At 48.0% G+C, this 18,082-nt stretch carries 15 protein-coding genes and 2 pseudogenes; 7 read left to right on the top strand and 10 right to left on the bottom strand.

The features are described 5' to 3' along the window. Positions 1-75: 75 nt before the first annotated feature. On the bottom strand, positions 76-483 hold the full coding sequence (locus tag DX060_RS10930; protein WP_147278829.1) for a hypothetical protein: 408 nt from the start codon (positions 481-483) through the stop codon (positions 76-78). 102 nt (positions 484-585) lie between these two features. Between DX060_RS10930 and DX060_RS11520 the strand changes: the two genes are divergently transcribed. Then, positions 586-735: a hypothetical protein gene (locus tag DX060_RS11520; RefSeq protein ID WP_181814270.1), complete on the top strand. Its 150-nt coding sequence runs from the start codon at positions 586-588 to the stop codon at positions 733-735. 6 nt (positions 736-741) lie between these two features. Here DX060_RS11520 and DX060_RS09220 read toward each other — a convergent pair. The 3 genes and pseudogenes from DX060_RS09220 to DX060_RS09210 form a co-directional block, all read right to left on the bottom strand. After that, positions 742-1,578 (bottom strand): annotated as a pseudogene (locus tag DX060_RS09220) (GTP-binding protein); the annotation flags it as partial. A 669-nt stretch (positions 1,579-2,247) separates the two neighbouring features. Further along, a pseudogene (locus tag DX060_RS09215) lies at positions 2,248-2,706 on the bottom strand (EngA family GTP-binding protein); the annotation flags it as partial. A 229-nt stretch (positions 2,707-2,935) separates the two neighbouring features. Then, positions 2,936-4,126 (bottom strand): hypothetical protein, encoded by a 1,191-nt coding sequence (locus tag DX060_RS09210; protein WP_115012162.1) that lies wholly within the window; start codon positions 4,124-4,126, stop codon positions 2,936-2,938. A 221-nt stretch (positions 4,127-4,347) separates the two neighbouring features. On the opposite strand from DX060_RS09210, the gene DX060_RS12485 reads away from it, so the two are divergent. Further along, positions 4,348-6,768, top strand: coding sequence for a menaquinone biosynthesis decarboxylase (locus tag DX060_RS12485; protein WP_115012367.1), 2,421 nt, complete (start codon positions 4,348-4,350; stop codon positions 6,766-6,768). A 166-nt stretch (positions 6,769-6,934) separates the two neighbouring features. Continuing rightward, positions 6,935-7,516, top strand: coding sequence for a YigZ family protein (locus DX060_RS09200; RefSeq protein ID WP_181814269.1), 582 nt, complete (start codon positions 6,935-6,937; stop codon positions 7,514-7,516). Here DX060_RS09200 and DX060_RS12190 read toward each other — a convergent pair. From DX060_RS12190 to DX060_RS12425, 5 genes are all read right to left on the bottom strand, one after another. After that, complete coding sequence (locus DX060_RS12190) at positions 7,505-9,118, bottom strand: glycosyl transferase family 90 (RefSeq protein ID WP_258552284.1); 1,614 nt, start codon at positions 9,116-9,118, stop codon at positions 7,505-7,507. The two genes, DX060_RS09200 and DX060_RS12190, sit on opposite strands and share 12 nt — an antisense overlap. 9 nt (positions 9,119-9,127) lie before the next feature. Beyond that, positions 9,128-10,195, bottom strand: coding sequence for an LptF/LptG family permease (locus DX060_RS09190; RefSeq protein WP_115012160.1), 1,068 nt, complete (start codon positions 10,193-10,195; stop codon positions 9,128-9,130). Further along, on the bottom strand, positions 10,185-11,537 hold the full coding sequence (gene pth / locus DX060_RS09185; protein WP_115012159.1) for an aminoacyl-tRNA hydrolase: 1,353 nt from the start codon (positions 11,535-11,537) through the stop codon (positions 10,185-10,187). The genes DX060_RS09190 and pth overlap by 11 nt, the downstream gene beginning before the upstream one ends. A 20-nt stretch (positions 11,538-11,557) precedes the next feature. After that, positions 11,558-12,094 (bottom strand): 50S ribosomal protein L25/general stress protein Ctc, encoded by a 537-nt coding sequence (locus DX060_RS09180; protein ID WP_115012158.1) that lies wholly within the window; start codon positions 12,092-12,094, stop codon positions 11,558-11,560. 128 nt (positions 12,095-12,222) lie between these two features. Further along, positions 12,223-12,750 (bottom strand): LPP20 family lipoprotein, encoded by a 528-nt coding sequence (locus tag DX060_RS12425; RefSeq protein ID WP_115012157.1) that lies wholly within the window; start codon positions 12,748-12,750, stop codon positions 12,223-12,225. 216 nt (positions 12,751-12,966) lie between these two features. Here DX060_RS12425 and DX060_RS09170 point away from each other — a divergent pair, with 216 nt between their 5' ends. Beyond that, a complete protein-coding gene (locus DX060_RS09170) occupies positions 12,967-13,872 on the top strand; it encodes a PDC sensor domain-containing protein (RefSeq protein ID WP_115012156.1) in 906 nt (301 codons plus the stop codon). Positions 13,873-13,940: 68 nt separating this feature from the next. On the opposite strand, the gene DX060_RS09165 is transcribed toward DX060_RS09170, so the two are convergent. Then, positions 13,941-14,126, bottom strand: coding sequence for a transcriptional regulator (locus DX060_RS09165; RefSeq protein ID WP_115012365.1), 186 nt, complete (start codon positions 14,124-14,126; stop codon positions 13,941-13,943). Between the two features lie 269 nt (positions 14,127-14,395). Between DX060_RS09165 and rfbF the strand changes: the two genes are divergently transcribed. Genes rfbF through DX060_RS09150 form a run of 3 tightly spaced genes read left to right on the top strand, consistent with a single transcriptional unit; the run spans position 14,396 to position 18,075 of the window. After that, positions 14,396-15,235 (top strand): glucose-1-phosphate cytidylyltransferase, encoded by an 840-nt coding sequence (gene rfbF / locus DX060_RS09160; RefSeq protein ID WP_115012155.1) that lies wholly within the window; start codon positions 14,396-14,398, stop codon positions 15,233-15,235. A 1-nt stretch (position 15,236) separates the two neighbouring features. Further along, positions 15,237-16,259, top strand: coding sequence for a radical SAM/SPASM domain-containing protein (locus DX060_RS09155; RefSeq protein WP_115012154.1), 1,023 nt, complete (start codon positions 15,237-15,239; stop codon positions 16,257-16,259). Continuing rightward, positions 16,249-18,075 (top strand): glycosyltransferase family 8 protein, encoded by a 1,827-nt coding sequence (locus DX060_RS09150; RefSeq protein WP_115012153.1) that lies wholly within the window; start codon positions 16,249-16,251, stop codon positions 18,073-18,075. Before DX060_RS09155 ends, DX060_RS09150 begins: the two co-directional genes overlap by 11 nt. The last annotated feature ends 7 nt before the right edge of the window (positions 18,076-18,082 follow it).

The following is an 18,082-nucleotide window of genomic DNA, read 5'->3' as shown; positions in this document are numbered from 1 at the left end:
ATAATCGCATAGAGCAAAAAAGTGGATTCTAGGATTTGTGATTGAGCGGTGTTTTTATGGATCGCCGCGCTCGTTTCACTCGCTCGCAATGACAGAGGGGGGCAGCGTAGCGCAAGGCTCGCGATGACGGAATTTGGGCTTTACCCCTAGAATCCACTTTTTTACATTGTCATATTGAGCCACAGGCGAAATATCTCTGTCATTGCGAGACACTGCGAAGCAGTGGCGTGGCAATCCATAGTTTTGCGGCAGTAGAAAAAGCAGCATTGCTAGAATCCACTTGTGGATTTTGTGGATCGCCACGCTCGTTTCACTCGCTCGCGATGACAGATGAGAGACAGGAGAGTCCGCTCGCGATGACAGATGAGAGACAGGAGAGTCCGCTCGCGATGACAGATGAGAGACAGGAGAGTCGGCTCGCGATGACAGAGGGGGGCAGCGTAGCGCAAGGCTCGCGATGACAGAGGGGACAGCGTAGCGCAAGGCTCGCGATGACAGAGGGGGATAGGTGAGTCGGCTCGCAACGACAGGGGAATGGCTGATTTAGGCTCGCGATGACAGAAAAACGCCGCAAAAGTCTCAAAAGTGGATTCTAGGATTTGTGTGGATATGCGTGAAAAAGTGGATTCTAGGAACACGCAAAATCTACACCAGCAAGCCGACTCCACCTTTGTCATCGCGAGACTTCCGCAAGGAGTCGTGGCGATCCATAAACCCACGCAAGCTGATCCTTGATAGTGGCTAGGATCTAGGCTCTATGGACTCTGGGTTGCTTTGTGATTTGGGGCGGGGGGCTAGCAGGATCGGCGTGCCGCTTAAGCCAAACTCTTTCCTAAGGCAATTGATCAAATACCGCTTATAGCTAAAGTGCAGGGATTTGGGGCGGTTGCTGATAAGCGCGATTTGCGGGGGCTTGGTGGCGTATTGCGTGGCGTAGTAGATCTTGACAAGTTTGCCGCGATCGCTTGGGATAGGGTGGGTGCGCAGGGCTTTTTCTATCGTGGCATTAAGTCTAGCGGTGGGGATCCTAGAGGCGTAGTTATTATAGACTTCTAGGATTTTGTGCTTGAGATCTTTGATATGTCGCCCTGTAAGTGCGCTTAGGGTCAAAAACGGCGCGTATTCTAAGAAGCGAAATCGCCGCAAAAACTCCGCGCGGATACTGCTAAAATCCGCGTGCGCTATGTCCCATTTGTTCCACACGACTATGACGCCTAGGGCGTGCTTCTGCACAAGGGAGAAGATCTTCTCATCAAGCTCGACAAGCGGTGCGCTAGAATCCAGCACCAAAATCGCTATATCAGCTTGCTCTAGGATCTTGGTCGTGCGATCTAGGGCGAATTTCTCTAGGGACTCTATCTTGCCTTTGCGGCGGATCCCAGCAGTATCGACAAAGCGCAAGGTGTGAGACTCAAAGGTGATTTGCTCATCGACAGGGTCGATTGTCGTGCCAGCTTGCGCGCTCACTACGCTACGATCATAGCCTACAAGGGCGTTTAGGAGGGAGGATTTGCCGACATTGACGCGACCGATGATGCCCACTTGGATTGGGTCTTGGCTAGGCTCTTCGCTGGGGGATTCGGCTTTTTCAGGTTTGGGCGTTGCATTTGCGCGATAAATCGTGGATTCTACGGCGTGGGCTTGCTCATTATCGCCTAGATAAATCCCTTCGCCCACGCCTTGAAAGCCCCGATTTCTCATCTCAACTGCTTCCGCCTGTGGTGTTTTATCAAACACGGCTTCAGTTTTTTCGTTTTGCGGCGTGTTTAAACTTTGGGCGTTTTCCCTAGAATCCACTTTTTCATTTGCGGCGTTGTTTTCTGTCATTGCGAGACACTGCGTAGCAGTGGCGTGGCAATCCATAGTTTTTGTGGCAGTAGAATCAGCAGCATTGCTAGAATCCACTTGCGTGGATTTTGTGGATTGCCACGCTTTGTCTTGCGCCAAAGCTCGCAATGACGATGAAAAAGCTTCATCACTAGAATCCGCTTTTGCGTTTTTGTCAAAAGTGGATTCTAGGGGTTGGGCTTGTTTTGTAAAGCCGCTTTGGGATTCTAGGATTTGGGCATTTGCGTTGTATGTTTGGGATTCTAGGATTTGGGCATTTGCGTTGTATGTTTGGGATTCTAGCTCACAAGCAAAATCCCCCTCGCTTAAGCCTCTCTCTAAGCTCTCTAGCAGCTCTTCTTCCATATCCTGCTCCACCTCCTCCACCGCTGGGAAAAGTGCCGCCTCTATCGCGCGCAGCAAAATGCTTATGCCGCGATTATGCGATACAGAGATGAAATACATCTCCTTTGTGCCAAACTCCGCGAAGTTGTAGCCTAGCTCCTTTTGTGAGTCATTATCGATTTTATTGACCACAAGCAGGGTGGGGGTGGCTTTGTGCAGGGTGAAAAAGAGCTTCCTATCTTCTTGCGTGGGGAGCTGCTTGCCATCGACTAGGTAGATGATGAGGTCTGCCTCCTTTGCCGCTTGCTTTGCCTTGTCTGCCACCTTGGAGAATAGCTCATCGCTTCTATCTTCAATGCCGCCGGTATCGACTATGCGCACGCTTTGGTCGTTGTGCAAGGTGATGTGCGTGGCGTTGGTATCGCGCGTGGTGCCTGCGATATGGGAGGTTATGGCTATGCGGCTCTTTGCCAAGCGGTTAAAGAGGGAGGATTTGCCGACATTTGGTCTGCCGATGATAGCGATAGTTTTCATAATGTGCCTTTGGGTGCTTTGGTCATTTGGTGCAAATCATAGCAAAAAGCCCATTAGATTCTACTATGCTTAGAATCCACGCTAGCTATAAACCCTATAAGCACAATCGCGCAAAAAAACACAAGATAAAAAAGCAAGATAAAAAGTTAAGATAAAGCAGCAAGGAAAAGTAGCAAGAGACAAAGCCCCTAGCGCAAGCGCGCTAGGTGATCTAGGGGGAGCCTAGATCTTAGAAGTCGTATCGAGCTTGGACAAATGCGATCAAGCCGTGCTTGACTTCGATTGTAGAAGCGTTAGGAGAGCTTTCATCTTTCCCTAGCACACCGCCATAGTAGCCGATCTGTGGTGTCAGCCTAAAGCCCTTGTCAAATTTGATAGGGAGCTGTGCCATTACCATATATGTTTGAGCAGCTGCGGTCTCTTGGTTGCTTATGCTGCTGATGACTGAAGTGTATTGATAGCCTAGACCTAGCACACCACTTAGCATATCAGAGAATTGATAGCCGCTCTCTGCATAGATACCTGCTCTATGGACATTGCTAGCTGCTGTCATATCGCTTGTGATCAAATCACTATGCTTGTAGCTGCCATCGTTGAACTTCGTCGCTTGCTCATTGTAGAGATCGCCATTCACACCATAGTGGAGCATACCGGAGAAGAAGAGCCTTTTATCCATAGCTTGAGACTTAAGCGCGGCAAAGATGTGGAACGCCGAGCCACTGCCACTTAGAAAGCGTGGGTCTCCATCGCCATTAGGTCTATTATTGAAGTATTTATAAGCACCACCGACTTGGAAGTCTAGGGTTTTATCTTCGTTTTGGTAGTTGTAGTTAGCAGCGATGCGTGGGATAGTCTCGCCTCTTTTGGCTTGCGCATCGATCACTGAGGCTTGGTCGCTTACAAGCCCGATAGAAAGCCCCGCGATAGAGTAAGTAACTTGGAGTCGGCGGTTTGCGGTGTTTGGACCACTGAAACCTTGATGCCCTTGGTCAGTGTTTGACACATCAGAGGAGAAAGAAGATTTAGCTATTGATGGTGAGTCTGCCTTACCAAAGAGTAGGGTCCCAGCCGAGCCAAATGTATAAGATCCCCACATTTGGCGGAAGCCATCAGTCTCGCTAAATCCTAGCTCAGTTTGCGCTTGGAAGTTTCCTACTTTGGCTTTGACACCTAGGCGAGAGTTTGTCTGCAAGCCGTAGAATGCCCCGCCATAAGGACCATACCCGATAGATGAAGTTGTAGAGCCATTATTAAGCGTATCTACCCCAGCGGCAGCAGCTCCATACCCCACATAGCCGCGCACAGATCCATACACATCGACGACTTTGTCATCTTCATCGATCACCTTGTAGGCAGACACTTGAGAGAGAGCGGCACTTAGCACAGCACTCACGAGAAGCAGTTTGTTAAAACCTTTCATAAAAACTCCTTTAGATTATTTAGCAATCGCTTGCTGGTGAGTAGTGTAATATATTTTTTGCAAAAATCCACACAAAATTTGTAAAAATCTTGTCAAAGATTACAATTTGTTTAGATTTCTGCGATCTTGGCAGGTGCTAGAGATGTGGCGCAGATAGGGGAGATCTAGCCTAAAAGCTACGATATGCTACAATGCGCTATCTCTCTATCAAGGCACTATTTATGGAAGCGACAACGGAAGCGACAATCGCACTTTTAGCCAAGCATAATGAGCTAGAGATCATCGATACACCGCTAGATATTTACCTAGAGATCCCCCAGCTTGCCTACATCGAGGCAAAGAGGGCAGATGGCGGCAAGGCACTGCTTTTTACCAAACCTATGCGCGGGGAGGAGGCTTGCGCAATGCCGGTGCTTATGAATGTCTTTGGCTCTTTTAGGCGTGTGGAGCTTATCGCCACTAGAACGCCAGAAGCAATCGCCACAAGGATCAAAGACCTCCTAAATCTCGCCCCGCCAAAGGGGCTAAAGGGACTGCTAGCTGCGTTTAAGCGATATAGTGTGCTGCGCTTTGCTATCCCAAAATATGTGAGCAAATCAAGCGCGCAAGAAGTGCGCTACCTAGGCGAGGAGGTCGACCTCTTCAGGCTGCCGATTTTGACTACTTGGGAGGGGGATAGCGCGCCGTTTATCACAATGGGGCAGGTCTATACGCAGAGCCTTGATGGGAGCAAGAAAAACTTAGGGCTTTATCGCTTGCAGGTGCATTCGCGCAATGAGCTAGGACTGCACTGGCAGATACACAAAGACTCTACGCACTTTTTCCACGAGTATAAAAAGGCGGATAAGAAAATGCCTGTAACAATCGCGCTTGGCGGTGATCCGCTCTATACTTGGTGTGCGCAAGCTCCCCTGCCACACGGCGCGTATGAGCTTATGCTCTATGGGGTGATCAAAGATAAGCGCGTAGAAGTGGTGCGCTGTCTCACAAACCCTTTAAGCGTGCCTTCTAGCGTGGATATAATCATTGAGGGCTTTGTGGATACTTCGCGGCTAAAAGATGAAGGACCATTTGGCGATCATACGGGCTTTTACACGCCTATTGAGAGCTATCCTGTGCTAGAGATCACTGCTATCACGCATAGATCTAGCCCCATTTACCCCGCGACCATTGTGGGCAAGCCACCGCTAGAGGATAAGTATATGGGGTATTTGACAGAGCGGGTGTTCTTGCCACTGCTGCAGACAAGTGCGCACGGACTGCTAGACTACAATATGCCAGAAAATGGCGTGTTTCATAACCTTATCCTAGCCAAGCTTTCCCCACAATACCCCGGACACGCGCGGCAGCTTATGCACGCATTTTGGGGGGTGGGGCAGATGAGCTTTGTGAAGCACGCGATATTTGTGGGCGAAGATGCGCCGGAGCTTGGGGAGTATGAAAAGATGCTAAAGTATGTGCTAGATCGCTTTAGCGTGAAAGGGATCGTGCTAAGTGAGGGCGTGTGCGATGCGCTCGATCACGCAAGCCCACAATACGCCTATGGCGGCAAGCTGGGGCTTGATGTGGCGCAGGCGGAGCTGGTGGAGGGGGTGAAGGGGGTGAGTGATGAGGAACTGCTGGCTAGGCTTAATCTTGCTTTGATGGAACGCGTTGGCTTTTTGGCTAAAAATGGCGATTGCGGCGGCGAGTCTGCGCTCATTACCACTCAAGGTAAATCCCTTGACTCGCCTTGCAAAGCCCCATTTTTAGCTCAAAAATCCTGCCGCGAGCAAACTGCCCTAGAATCCACTTTTTCGCAAAGCCCCACCGCAATTCCTAGAATCCTAGAAGAAGAAAAAGGGGCTGGGTGTGAAAAATCCTGCCGCGAGGATACTTACAGAGAATCAATCCTAGAATCCCAAGGCGGCTTTACAAAACAGGCTGAAAACCTAGAATCCAAAAGTGGCTTTACAAAGCAAATCGAGTGTGAAAAATCGCCCCCCTCGTCATTGCGAGCCGATTTATCGGCGTGGCAATCCACAAACTCTACCAACACCCTAGAATCCACTTTTGATAATCCCACCACAAAAACGCACAAAGTGGATTCTAGCAATGATTATTCTGCTACCGCAGAACTTATGGATTGCCACGCGGTGCAAGCACCGCTCGCAATGACAGCAAAAAATGCCGCAAGTGAAAACGCAGTTTTTAGGGGTGATGAAACAATCTCCCTAGTGCGCCAATATGGCGTGGAAGCACGCGTGCCTATCGCCATCATTGGACTAAATTCTATGAGACACAAGGCAGAAGGTGCGATCACGCTGGAGAGTTTCGCGCGTGCGTGCAGCGGCTTAAGCGATGTGATGAGGATCGCGATCTTAGTTGATGCGTGGAAAAATGACCTAGACAACCCCTATATGCTTGTGTGGCGTATTGTCAATAATATCGATGCCAAGCGCGATGTGCTGATCCAAGGGGAGCAAGTCTTCATCGATGCAAGAGATAAGCCAGAGAGTCCCGCGCACCCAAGGGCTTGGCCCAAGGAGACAGACTGCTCAAGGGCGGTGATTGAAGCCCTTAGGGCAAAGGGCTTTAGGATTGATGATGAGCTGCTGCACCGCTACCATATCTGCGGCTCTCCAAAGACCAAAGATGTGTAAAAGTGGATTCTAGTGATATGCTTATACTAAGCTTTGCAAAGCGAGTGGATCGCCACACTTTGCCTTACACTCGCAATGACAGCATAAGTAGATTCTAGCAATGCCGCAAAATCTGCGATCGCTTAAGCCAACGCCCAAAGTGCAATTTCCCAAAAGCAGGTATAAAATGGCTTCTATGACTTTTTGCGATTCTAGTTTTAATGCGCGTGTGCCACAAGCCCAGCACGAGTGCAAAGGCTCTAGGTTTTTGGGCTTTGTTGTGCGTGAGAGTGCGCTAGAATCCACTTTAAGCGAGCTTAAAGGCTTGCACCCAAAGGCAGTGCATTTTGTCTATGCTTTGCGTGCGTATCAAGGGGGGCAGATTATCGAGCGCAGTAGCGATGATGGCGAGCCTAAGGGCAGCTCTGGCGTGCCGGTGCTCAATGTCTTGCGCGGGTGGGAGATGATTGATAGCGCGGTGGTGGTGGTGCGATATTTTGGCGGGGTGAAGCTGGGTGTGGGCGGGCTTGTGCGTGCCTATACCCAAGCTGCCAAGCTTGCCCTAGAGTCTGCCAAGGAGCTAGGCGAGATCGTGCCATACATAGAGCGCGGGGAGAGGGCGGTGTGTGTGGGATATGGCGAGCTTAGGGCTATGCACTATCGCGTGAAAAAGCTAGGGCTTAGAGTGGTGGGGGAGGAGTTTGGGCAAAATGCCGTAACACTCCATATACAAGGCGATCTAGCCGCGCTGCAAGAGCTAGAGTCCTAGCAGGGCGCGCTCATCTGGGCTCAAATCGCCTTGGTCGCTTAGGTAGAAATATTTGCGCAGCACAAGCAGATTGCAGGCTTCTTCTATGCGCGGATTTTGGAAAGCTTGGCAGTAGGTGTTGGCATTGTGGATAATCTCCTTTGCGTCTTTTGGGTGGGCTGTGAAAAACTCCAGCAAGGCATCAAGATTGCCATAGTCATCATCAAGCAGGGCGTAATGCACATTTGCCTCTAGCTTTTCTTCCATAAACCAGCTTTCATAGCGCGGCTTTGGCATTATGCAAAGACTATTGCTCCCTAGGATCCACTTTAAGTTGCTTGCTACATCATTGCCCTCTAGGCTTAGGAGGAATTTATAGTGTAAATGCTTATTTTTAGGGACTTTGGGCGTGGTGAATTCTGGGTGCTCGCTCGGTGCGCCTGTGTGCCCAATGTCGCAGAGTGGGTGGGAGAAATATTGGTGCAAAAAGCGGCTTCTATGCTCCTGCGGACACGCCCCACGGAAAAAGAGTAGGTCGCGCTTTTTGTCATAAGGGATAGGGTCGTGGATAAAGCTGAAGTGGCGGTGTTTTTCGAGCTGGAGGAGGATGCTGTTTTCTTGCGCAGGCGTTGTGGTGGTGGATTCGGCTTTTGGGCTAGAATCGTGGATTTCATCGCCGCGCTGCGTCGATAGACACTCGAGTCTTATCTCCTTGCGCGGCTCGAAAAACCCCGATTCTAGCTCCAAAATCCTAGAATTCTCTGCCGAGTTGGTTAAATTTTTTGCTTCATCACTAGAATCCACTTTTTCTAAAGAAACTGCGTTTTTATTTTCGGCGTTGTTTTCTGTCATTGCGAGCGGTGCTTGCACCGCGTGGCAATCTACAAATTCTGCGCTAGCAGAATCACCACTCCTAGAATCCTCGTTCGCGGATTTATGGATCGCCACGCGAGCAAAGCTCACTCGCGATGACAGAAAAGAGGCGTTAGGGCTAGAATCCATTTTTTCGGTTTTTTCAAAAGTGGATTCTAGGGCGGTGGTTTTGTTTTCAGTTTGTTTTGTAAAGCCACTTTGGGATTCTAGGATTGTAGATGAGAAATTGGCGTTTTCAAGCGGTGGGCGCAGGGATTTATCTGGGCGATAATGAGCAAGCCCACCGCGCAGAATCGCCGATTTATCGCTACAAGCCGAATCTCCCGCCCCCCCCCTAGCTGAATGTATCGGTCGTGTCTTAGTAATCGCCGGCGAGCTAAGATAATAATTCACATCGCTAAATTCATAATTCCACACAAAATGATCTGGGAAGTAGCGCGTCCATTCATAAGAGTCATAAAAATACACGCTAGAGTGCTCTTTGGTGAGTTTATTATCGCGCAAAGCCCCAAAGTGCGGCGGCACGATCGTATCGCGCACAGGCTTGTGGCTAGGCAGGGCAAAGGGCTGTGGGCTAAAGTGGGAGTTTAGCTTGTGGTAGTGGGCTACACGCAGGGCGATAGTCTCTAGCGTGGCGCGATCTAGGGTAAAGATTGCTTGAATCTTGGAGCGTAGCAACGCCTGTGGGATCGCTCGTGGCAGGAGCATTCTGTATATGCCTTTTAGGTTGTAGAGGATTTTTGCGCCCATTTTGACTCCTTATTTTTTGTTTAGCATTGCATAGTAGCCACACGCCACGCACACAAGCAGGGCAAATGGCACTAGCACGCCCACTTCTGGCAAGACTACACCTGTGATAGAAAACTGACTAAGTGAAAAAAAGCTCCCCCACACAAGCAAAGCAAACACGATAAAGGCAAATCCCAGCAAGTAGAGATTCCCATAGCGTGCAAGGCTTGGGATATAGTAGGTGATGATGATCGCCACAAATGGCACAAACAGCGGCACAATGATAAGCGCGTAAAGCACCGCGCGGATCTTCTCGCTGCCGATTTTCTGCTCCTTTAAAAGCTGCAAAGATTGCAGGGCATCAACGATAGAAATCGATGGCTTTGCTTGAGAGAAAGAGTCTAGCACCTTTGGGTTGAAGTTTTTGAGTATGGGGAGCTTGGAAAAGGTCTTTATCTCTAAGCCCTTGCCTCCTAGCTCCCAAAGCTCTGGCACATCTTGGGTAATGGCATTATAAAGGATCCAATGCTCATCTTCAAACACGGCGTTTCTGGCTTGCGTGAAGCGCGTGAGATTCTGGCTAGGATCTAGCCCAAAGATGCGGATATTGCTCGCTTGGCGGATAAGATTGATCGAGCCAAAATAGACATAGTCATTGTTGTATTTGACAAAGAGGTCTGTCGTAGGCACGCTAGAATCCTTGGCGAAAAACTTCTCCACCTTTTCTTGCGCATAGGCAAAGGGCGTGGCATTTAGCCCGATATGGATACACGAGATAAGCACACTTAGCAGTAGCACCGGGCGCAAAAGCGTGCGCTTTGAGTAGCCTAGGGCGAGCAGGGCGGTGTATTGATTGGTCTTGATCAAAAACAAATAGCAAATCGCCATAGCAAGTAGCAAGGAGATGGGCAGGGTGAAATTCATCGCGTATAAAAAGTCATAGACAAAAAAGAGGATCAAAAGATTGGCAGAATCGGCAAAGTGATCGATATACTGCAAGCTATCAATACTCACAAAAAACAGCCCCAATGCTAGGAAAATCACCACAAAATAGCGCAGGTAGTAGGAGGCGATGAAGAGGAAGAGTCTAGTGGGCATAGTTAGGACTTTGCGTGGGTGCTGTGGTGGTGGATTCGGCTTTGTTTGGTTTGGGCGTTGGCTTTTGCGCGCTTTTGCGGGAGTCTGCGGCGTGGGCTTGCTCATTACCGCTAAGGTAAATCCCTTCGCCCACGCCTTGACAACCCACAAAATCATCGCAAAATCCTGCCGCCTGCGAGTTGGTTAAATTTTGAACTTCATCACTAGAATCCACTTTTTGTAATTCTGCGTTTTCATCAATGCCTACGAGATTTTTATCAAACACGCTTTTAGTTTTTTCGTTTTGCGGTGTTTCTATATTTTGGGCGTTTTCCCTAGAATCCTGTGCCGAGTTGGTTAGATTTTTTGCTTCATCACTAGAATCCACTTTTTCTAAAGAAACTGCGTTTTCATTTGCGGCGTTGTTTTCTGTCATTGCGAGACACTGCGTAGCAGTGGCGTGGCAATCCATATTTTTTGCGGTAGCAAAAATGGGGGTATCACTAGAATCCACTTTTTGCGTTTTTGCGGTGGGGTTGTCAAAAGTGGATTCTACATTTTTCACATTTGGGCTAGAATCTAGAGGGAAGAATAAGGCTGATTTAGTCGCTCGCGTGGCTATGGCGTGTGCTTGAGATCTGGGGCTAGAGTGCTTGCTTGCTGCGGATTGACTCTTTGTAGAATGGCTAAAGTGGCTTTGTGTGGCGGCAAAATCCCTTGTGATGATGAAAAATAGCAAGCCCCTCACGCTTTTATCAACAAGCTCCATTAGCGTGGTGTGCGGTAGCGTGAAATCCCCTAGCACAAAGTCTATCACCTGCTTGTGTTTGGGGATTTGTGCTTGGTCTTGTGCGGGGGCTTCTTTGATCCCAAAGCGCAAGCGCACATAATCCTGCCGATGCAGTGCGCTATCAATGGACTTTAGCCCATTGTGTCCGCCGCTACTGCCGCCAAGCTTGTAGCGGATCGTGCTAAGGGGGAGGTCTAGCTCATCGTGGGCGATACAAAGCTGATTGATTTTGTAAAAGCTTGTGATAGCGGCGATGGAGCTGCCTGAATGATTCATAAAGGTCTGGGGCTTTGCGATATGGATATGTGGGGCAAGCGTGGCGATATGCGCGTGAAACCTACTTGTATCGCGCATTTCAAGCTCCAAGCACTCACACAAGCGATCAATGATGATAAAGCCGATATTATGGCGGTTTTGGGCGTATTTCTCGCCCGGATTCCCAAGCCCAGCGATGAGTAAAGGACCCTGCTTTTGTATTTGTGGGAGATACTCTGCAAGCAAAGATCGCGCACTGCCTCTAGAGATGGGCAGGCTTTGTATTGTGGAGATTAGGTGCTTTGTGCGTGCAGGCATAGCCTACCTTGTGGGCAAGGCTATTTTGCTTTGATACAGCTAATGACAGCGACAGATTCGTTCTCGGTGATTTTCACGCCATCAATTTGCGGGAGATCGCGCACAAGGATAGAGTGCCCCACATCAAGCGCGCTTACATCAAGCGTGTAAGATGATGGGAGATTTTCTGGAGCGGCTTTGACGCGCACGCGCTTTTTAGCGATGAGTATCACGCCCTTGTTTTTCAGCCCCACGGCTGTGCCTTGTGCTTGCACGGGGATTTTGTAGTTTGCTACCACGCCCTTTTGGGCTACCATAAGATCGATATGCAAAATCGTGCCATACACGGGGTCTTTTTGATACTCTTGGATCACGACATCAAGGGTCTTGCCACCGACTTTGACAGGGAAGACTAGAGAAGTCTTTGTCTTGATCGTGCGGATAAAGTCATTGATCTTAAACGCGCAGTGGATATTCTCCACACCTTTTGCATAGATATTGGCAATTAGATAGCCATCTTTCCTCAAGGCTTTTGCATTTGCCTTTGAAATACTCTCTCTAATTTGTCCTTCAAGCATTCTGTGTCCTTTGCAGTGAAATAAGCGCGGATTGTAGCGATAGTTTGCTTAAACTTCCTAGAATGCGCGGTAATAGTAATGCAAAAAGTGGATTCTAGTAGGCAGCACGCAAGCTTATGCTAGCTAGGCTAAATGCCTAGCACTTTTGCCCAGACCCTGCCATCAAGCCTTAGCTCCATTGTTACTTGGCAGATCCCTTGCTCGCACGCGCTCTCGCGCACTTTGGCACCGCGTATAAGGGCGTTTAGCTTTGTTTTGATACTAGAGTTTTTTAGCATCATATTTTGCACTGTGTCATTGGCGTTTAGCTTGATCCCATACATCTGCTCGCCCAAATGCCTATACGCATCGATGATCGCTGCTCGCTTGGCAAGGGCTACTGCTTGGGCTGGGGAGCAAGACTCATTAGGAGCTACGCCGATCCCCACCGCCTCTATCTCAAGGACATCTTGCTCTGGCACAGAGACAACGGCTGGATTCTCATAAGCAGGGGTCTCAACGATAGCGACATTGGTATCTTCTTGCTGTGTGCTGGCTTGCTCAAGATCTGGGGCGGGCTTGCTCTTGGCAGCCATTAGCGTGCAAGCACTTGCTAGATATAGGCTTGCGACTATGGATAGCGCGCGTGATAGGGCGCGATTGTTGTGGTTTGTCATTGGATCTCCTTACATATAAGTAATGCTAGCTATATCGACACGGCGCGGATAATTTTAAATGCGCTTAAGGGGGTGGATTGGCTAGCTTTGTAAAGAGACTTTGTAAAGAGGCTTGGCTTTATGCTATGTCTTATACTATAGGATTCTAGGGCTAGGATTTACAGATTTACAAGAAAAGCTGCTAGAATCTAGCCTATCACATATCAAGGAGCAAAAATGCTATCAAAAGATATTGTTACCTATGCGAAAATGCGCTATGAGCTAAGGGCGTATCTCACCTTTCTTTTCACGCAAAATATTAAAAACTTTATGCCAGAGCCTAGCTTTGAAGTCGTGCTAAGTGGGCTAAAACGCATAAAAGATGAGATTAAGGTCTTTGATGCGATGTATATTTTGGATAAAAATGGCACGCAAATGAGCGATGTGCTACAAAGCAATGGTATCATCGAAAATACGGGGAAAAACTTCTCAAATCGTGCCTACTACTATGAGGCATTAGATGAGCAGCGATGTATCATCACAAATCCTTACCCCTCAAAGATCGATGGCAATCTTGTCGTAACGGCTGCCTATCCTGTGTATAATCAAAGCCACGAGCTGCTCTTTGTGGTGTGTATTGACATTCATCTGCGTGATGCGCTTAAAATCAGCTCACCCAATCGCTTGTTTCACATTTTTTCAATGCTAAGTGTGGGAATGTATTGCGTGCTTTCACTTGCACTAAGTTTTATCGCTATCTTGCTTGTGGTAGAAGGGGTGGTGAGGTTTTGGTCAGAAGATATTTTGCAGTTTCAAAGCTTTGATATTAAAGATATTTTTGAATCTACGATTTTGCTGACTCTTGCCCTAGCGATTTTTGATCTGGTCAAAGCGATTTTTGAAGAAGAAGTGCTAGGCAAAAATGTCGGCAGAAGCTACACCGTGCATAAGACAATGATCCGCTTCCTTGGCTCTATCATCATAGCCCTTGCCATTGAAGCCTTAATGCTTGTGTTTAAATTCACCTTTTCAGCTCCAGAGCAGCTACTCTATGCGGTGTATCTCATCGCTGGCGTGGCATTTTTGCTCATTGCTCTAGCTATCTATGTGAAGTTTGCCTATGGGGTGGGCAAGAAGTCCTAAAATAGCAAAGATTTATGTCATACTGAGTGCGGCGAAGTATCTCATCAAGTGGATTCTAGGATTTAGTGCTAGGGCTGCTTGTGGGGTTGTGCCATAGCTTGGGCTTCTAGCTCTAGGAGCTTGTCGTAGTTTCTCTTGCTGCACTCTAGCAGCTCATCAAACTTAAAGCCTAGCATAACAATGCGGTAAAGATTAGGCTTATGCTTTTTCCAATTATAGAGTGTTTTAGTATCAATGCCCAAAATCCCCGCCATATCACGCTGGGAGAGCTGCTTGCTGCTTGTAGCCTTGGGGGTGCGTGGCGTGGGAGTCTCTAGCGTGGGGCTTGACATAAGCGACCTTCATTGAATTTTTGCAAGGATATAAACTCTTAGCATAAAAATAAACAAAGTAATATTTACTTGATATATTACTTTTATAGGTAATTATTACTGATTATTAAGTGTAGTTAAAACTTTTTACCGATACACTCCCAAAGGATTTTGACAAGGCGCAGGGCGCAAATATAGGGCAAAGGTGCGGTATGAAAGTAGTGATTCTAGCTGGTGGGCTTGGGACAAGGCTTGCAGAAGAGACGGATATAAAGCCAAAGCCTATGGTAGAGATCGGCGGCTATCCTATTTTGTGGCATATTATGAAGCTTTATGGATTCTATGGGTTTAATGACTTTATTATCCTAACAGGCTACAAATCCCACATCATTAAAGAATACTTCACAAGCTACACTATGCGATATAGCAATGTAACTATCGATCTCTCCACAAACTCCCTGCAAATCCATAGCAGCAACGCCGAGCCTTGGAAAATCACCATACTCTACACCGGACAAGCAAATATGACAGGCTCTAGAATCCACCAAGCAAGAGACTATGTAGGCAATGAGTGCTTCGCGCTCACTTATGGCGATGGGCTAGGGGATATTGACTTACACGCGCTGCTAGACTTCCACAAGAAGCACAAAGGCGCGGTAACGATGACTTCTGTGCTACCTGAGGGGCGATTTGGCGCACTGCACTTTGATGAGAGTGGAGATAGGGTCAGCTCTTTTTATGAAAAGCCCAGAGGTGATGTGATGAGCGGAGATGCGATGAGCAAAGATACTAGCGCGCAGCAAGGCTGGATCAATGCTGGGTTTTTCATCTGTGAGCCTAGTGTGTTTGAGTATCTCTCAAGTGATGAATCTTGTATCTTTGAGCAAGAGCCACTGCACAATCTAGCTGCTTCGCGCAATCTCTATGCCTATAAGCATTATGGATTCTGGCAGTGTATGGATACTTTGCGCGATAAGCATAAGCTTGTAGAGCTATGGAGCAGCGGCAAAGCTCCTTGGGCATTATGGCAGCACACCACCACAAAGGACTAGTATGGAACTACAACGCAACGCAAGCGAGCTTACAGGGATTCTAGGGGCGGAGAAAATAGAGCTTCTGCAAGCTATCAATGACCCTATTTTATGGCGCAGCTATCGCGATACTTACGCCAAAGCGCAAAAGCTAGAGGTGCTTACGCCCTATCCCTTGCAGATAGATTTTGAGCTCAATGCTACTTGCAATCTCGCCTGCCCTATGTGCCCGCTATCAATGGAGCATAACGCAGAAAAATCCCATATCAATTTCCCCTATGAGCTGTTTTGCAAAATCATCGATGATGGCGTGCCAAAGGGCTTAAAGGCGATCAAGCTAAACTACCTAAATGAGCCACTGCTGCGCAAGGATTTAGAACGCTTCATCACCTATGCCAAAAAGGCGGGCGTGCTTGATGTGTATTTCTCTAGCAATGGACTTTTGCTGAATGAAAATCGCATACGCTCTTTGGTGGATTCTGGGCTAGATCGCTTGCAGATCTCTATTGATGCCAATTCCAAAGACATCTATGACATTATCCGCCCGGGTGGGGACTATAAGCGCGTGGTAGAAAATGTCCTAGCCCTTTTAGCCTACAAAAAGCAAAGAGGCTCGCTAACACCGCTTGTGCGGGTGAATTTTGTCCGCACACAGCGCAATGAATTTGAGCTGCAAGATTTCCTAGCATTTTGGCAAGATAAGGCTGATATGATCGGCGTGCAAGAGATGGTGCTACCCACAAAATCCAAAGAGACCATACGCTCCAAAACCACGCAAAAAAAGCATAATTTCTCCTGCTCCTTCCCCTATAAGCAGCTTGTCATCACTGCTGAGGGTAGCGTGCTGCCTTGCTGCACCTTTTGGGGTGAGAAGCTAGCTTTAGGCAATATCCTAGAATCTTATAAGCAAAGCGGGCGCGTGGATATAGAGGGCTTCTGGCTAGGGGAGAAAATGCAAGAGCTTCGCGCTTTGCATAAGGCAGGGGGATTTGCGAAAAGTGCTATTTGCAAGCAGTGTGTGCTAGGGGCGGTTGATGAAGCCTAGCCTAGAATCCACTTTTGAAAACGCCCAAAATGTAAGCGAGCTGCAGGCGGCAAAAGTGGATTCTAGAGAAAAAATGGATTGCCACGCCACTGCTAGCGCAGCGGCTCGCAATGACAGCACACAAAACGCTTACACAAGCATAAGCACCGCTTGCAATGGTGGTGAAAAAGTGGATTTTAGTGTGAAAGTGGATTTTCAATCCGCTTACAATGGCGGTGAAAACAGCCTTTGTGAAAAGGTGGATTCTACAAACGCACAAGAAATATCAAAAGTGGATTCTAGGAACGCGCAAAATCTACATAAGCAAGCTGACTCTACCTTTTTGTCATCGCGAGACTTCCGCAAGGAAGTCGTGGCGATCCATAAAGGCGTGAAAGCGGATTCTAGGAGTGATGATTGTGCTAGCGCAGAATTTGTGGATTCTAAAGAAACATCGGCTTGCGCCGAGCGGTATCCCTTGTTTTCTAAAGAAACTTCGCTTCGCTTGTTTTCTAAAGAAACCTGCTTCGGCTTCGCCTTGCACCGCTGTCGCTTGTTTTCTAAAGAAACATCGCGTTGCTCGTTTTCTAAAGAAACTGCGTTTTGCGATGACAAGCAGCCAAACGATTCTAAGAATTGCGGTGGGGCTTTGCGGGCTTTGGGGCAGTTTGGGGGTGGGAGTTACCTAAGCGGTAATGACTGCCCCCAAACTGCCCCAATCGCGTCAAATTGCTTACCCAAAGCTGAATTGATCGCACCCAAATTTCATATCTTTTTCAACGCCTCCACCCCCTACCTCAAATATCTATCCGTGCTTTTACACAGCATTGTAGCCCACGCCAATGCCGCTGATAGCACGCCTTTTAGCTTCCATATTTTGCTAGATTCTAGGGGCTTTGATGAATATAGCCCCCAAGAGCTAGCCAAGCTACCTGCTCTAGAATCCTTGCTAAATAGCGTGCATTCTTGCACGATTATCACGCACGATTGTGCCGCGCTTTTAGATACCTTGCCTGTGGAGGTAAATCCCTCTCGAGTGATTTATAGCAGGCTATTTCTCGCGCGTTTTGTTGATTTGCGTGTGGAGAAGTGCTTATATCTTGATGTAGATATGCTAGCACTTGGGGATATAAGGGAGATTTTTGCAAATGATTTGCAAGACTCTATCATCGCAGTAGCAAGAGATGTAGTAAGCACACAAGCCCCACTACCAGCCAAAGATCGCTCCAAAGCCCCCTATGTCTTTGGCAAAAAGCACTGCTACTTCAACTCTGGAATGATGCTAGTCAATCTCCCCAAGTGGCGTGCGTGCAAGATCGAGCAGCAGGCATTGGCATTTTTGCAAGCATATAGCCCTATATGCTTTGATCAAGATGTGCTAAATGCCATAATTAGCGATCAAATCACCTTGCTTGATATATGCTGGAATTTTCAAATGCAGTTTTATAATCAATATAGATTCTATGAATACCGCATAGCACAAGGACTATCACGCACCAATCCCCTAGCACAAAGCTTTCATAATAGAAAGCTTATCCACTATGTCTGCGAGCCAAAGCCGTGGGACTCCCCCTATCTCGCGCTAGATTCTACGCATTTGCCGATGTTTGGCTATGAGCGTGCGATCTGGTGGGATCTAGCACGGAAAACAACGCCCTTTGCCAAAGAGCTTGCAGAGCTAGAATCCAGCTTTGCAAGCACTGCGCTAGAAGACTACGCCCACGCACTAAGCAAGGATCTGCAAGCAATGCAGCTGCGAGTGGATAAAATCATAGCCCTACTCAAAAACCCTCTAGGCTTTGTGTATCGCGCGTGCAAGGCGAGATTTACACAATAATCTCTTG

Source organism: Helicobacter canis (genome assembly GCF_900451095.1).
GTDB classification, from domain to species: domain Bacteria; phylum Campylobacterota; class Campylobacteria; order Campylobacterales; family Helicobacteraceae; genus Helicobacter_B; species Helicobacter_B zhangjianzhongii.
This window is presented reverse-complemented; position numbering and strand designations above follow the sequence as displayed.

Bases quoted from the DNA above. Each gene is read 5' to 3' on its own strand.
- DX060_RS09170 (WP_115012156.1), top strand. From the start codon at position 12,967: ATGCTATCAAAAGATATTGTTACCTATGCGAAAATGCGCTATGAGCTA.
- DX060_RS09155 (WP_115012154.1), top strand. From the start codon at position 15,237: ATGGAACTACAACGCAACGCAAGCGAGCTTACAGGGATTCTAGGGGCG.
- rfbF (WP_115012155.1), top strand. From the start codon at position 14,396: ATGAAAGTAGTGATTCTAGCTGGTGGGCTTGGGACAAGGCTTGCAGAA.
- DX060_RS09190 (WP_115012160.1), bottom strand. From the start codon at position 10,195: ATGCCCACTAGACTCTTCCTCTTCATCGCCTCCTACTACCTGCGCTAT.
- DX060_RS09165 (WP_115012365.1), bottom strand. From the start codon at position 14,126: ATGGCGGGGATTTTGGGCATTGATACTAAAACACTCTATAATTGGAAA.
- DX060_RS12425 (WP_115012157.1), bottom strand. From the start codon at position 12,750: ATGACAAACCACAACAATCGCGCCCTATCACGCGCGCTATCCATAGTC.
- DX060_RS09180 (WP_115012158.1), bottom strand. From the start codon at position 12,094: ATGCTTGAAGGACAAATTAGAGAGAGTATTTCAAAGGCAAATGCAAAA.
- DX060_RS12190 (WP_258552284.1), bottom strand. From the start codon at position 9,118: ATGGGCGCAAAAATCCTCTACAACCTAAAAGGCATATACAGAATGCTC.
- DX060_RS09210 (WP_115012162.1), bottom strand. From the start codon at position 4,126: ATGAAAGGTTTTAACAAACTGCTTCTCGTGAGTGCTGTGCTAAGTGCC.
- DX060_RS09150 (WP_115012153.1), top strand. From the start codon at position 16,249: ATGAAGCCTAGCCTAGAATCCACTTTTGAAAACGCCCAAAATGTAAGC.
- pth (WP_115012159.1), bottom strand. From the start codon at position 11,537: ATGCCTGCACGCACAAAGCACCTAATCTCCACAATACAAAGCCTGCCC.
- DX060_RS12485 (WP_115012367.1), top strand. From the start codon at position 4,348: ATGGAAGCGACAACGGAAGCGACAATCGCACTTTTAGCCAAGCATAAT.
- DX060_RS09200 (WP_181814269.1), top strand. From the start codon at position 6,935: ATGGCTTCTATGACTTTTTGCGATTCTAGTTTTAATGCGCGTGTGCCA.